3 protein-coding genes are annotated in these 1,705 nt (G+C 71.3%); all 3 read right to left on the bottom strand.

Annotated features, from left to right (window positions below):
* Positions 1-515 (bottom strand): FHA domain-containing protein (locus Q0C41_RS26745; RefSeq protein ID WP_291989227.1); only part of this gene is annotated, 515 nt, incomplete at its 3' end.
* A 10-nt stretch (positions 516-525) separates the two neighbouring features.
* A complete protein-coding gene (locus tag Q0C41_RS26740; RefSeq protein ID WP_291989225.1) occupies positions 526-1,407 on the bottom strand; it encodes a type II secretion system F family protein in 882 nt (293 codons plus the stop codon).
* Between the two features lie 42 nt (positions 1,408-1,449).
* The gene (locus Q0C41_RS26735) at positions 1,450-1,581 is read right to left on the bottom strand and encodes a hypothetical protein (RefSeq protein WP_291989223.1); all 132 of its coding nucleotides are present in this window, start codon (positions 1,579-1,581) and stop codon (positions 1,450-1,452) included.
* Positions 1,582-1,705 lie beyond the last annotated feature (124 nt).

Genomic DNA, 1,705 nt, shown 5'->3' with positions numbered 1-1,705 from the left:
GGCGCCGCCGCCAGAGGGGCGGTGGGCGACGGCGGGGCGGTCGCCGCCGGCGCCCTGGGCGTCAGCACGCTGGTCTTGTCGGGGTCACCGTCCAGCATCGAGGCCAGAGCTGCGGCGTGCGGCGGCGCGGGCTCGGACATGGCGCCCGGCACCGGCGGCATGAGCGGCGCCAGGATGGCGGTGCGGTCGTCGCCTCCTGACGACACCAGACTCGGGTCCGGCTCGGCCGCGCGCTCTTCGAACCGGATGCGCGCGTCCCCCACGGTGACGACGTCGCCCGGCGCGAGGTCGGCGGCGCCGACCTTGCGCCCGTTGACCAGGATGCCGTTGCGGCTGCCGAGATCCGAGACCCGCGGCGTCGGCCCCGACGCATCGAACTCGGCGTGCCGGCGCGAGATCTTCGTGTCGGCGACGCTGATGTCGCACTCGGGGGCCCGCCCCACCGTGAGCCGGCCGATGAACAGCAGTTCGCGCTCGCCTTCGGGCGTCACGACGATGAGACGGCGGGTGCGCACGAATCGGGCCTCAGAAATCCGAGTAGATGAACTTCAGGGCGATGGGCGCGATGACCACCAGCAGCACCGCCGGGAAGATGAACAGCAGCATCGGGAAGATGATCTTCTGCGTCGCCTGCCCACCGGCCTTCTCGGCCCGCTGGAAGCGTTCGGTGCGCAGGAACGCCGCCTGCGACTTCAACACGTCGCCAATCGACGCGCCGAGCAGGTCGGCCTGCACCAGCACCGACACGAACGACGACAGCTGCGGGATCTCGAGGCGCGCCGCCATCGCCCGCAGCGCCTCCGACCGCGTCGTGCCCAGCCGGATGTCGTTGAGCACGGCCGTCAGTTCGTCCCGCAACGGTCCGCTGAGCCCGCGCTTGACCAGCCGCTCCAGCGCGATCAGGAACTCGAGGCCCGCCTCCACCGACAGCGACAGCACGTCCACCGCTCCCGGCAACGACCGGATGATCTGGCGCTCCCGGGCCTTGCGACTGCTGCTCAGCATCTGGTCCGGTGCGAAGAACGCGCCGATGGCCGCCAGCACGAAGATGGCGGGGTTGCGCAGCGGCGCGAACAGCAGCGCGCCCATCAGCGGCAGCACGATCGCCGACAGCACCTTCAGCGCCAGCAGGTGATTCAGCGTGAACGGGTCCCCCCAGCCGGATCGGGCAATGGCCACGGCCGCCCGTTCCCGGTAGGACGGCCAGCGAATCGCCTTGGCAGGCCCTGCCAGCGCCGAAATCAGCGGGAAGAACACCTTGACGACGGCCGGGGCCCCCTCCGGTACCTCGCCCGACGGCGCCACCGCATCGCGCTGACGCGCGGCGCCGCCCGACGGGCCGCTCACCAGCAGCACGACCGACAGGAACGCACACACCAGGCCCAGCCCGAGCATCACCGTCAGCATCCGCGCGCTCCCTCTCGCCGGCGCGGCGCGCCGGCCCTCCTGCTACTGGGCACCCACATCCTCGCAGTCGTCGGTGCGGACGCAATCGGTCACGTCCTCGACCGTCTGGCGCCACGGCTCGAACATCCACAGCAGAATCAGCAACCCGATGGCGGTCATGATCCCCGCGATCATCAGGTACTCGGTCGTCGTCTGCCCCTGACGATGACGGCCGGTTCGGAGAACCGGCCCTACCCAGCGACGGTGACGGCCGGTTCCGCCGTCGCCTCGGCTTTGGCGGACGGGTCGGAGAACCGGC

Source organism: Luteitalea sp., assembly GCF_022842525.1.
Lineage (GTDB): Bacteria > Acidobacteriota > Vicinamibacteria > Vicinamibacterales > Vicinamibacteraceae > Luteitalea.
Note: the sequence above shows the minus strand (reverse complement) of the source record. Positions and strands in the feature narration are given on the sequence as shown.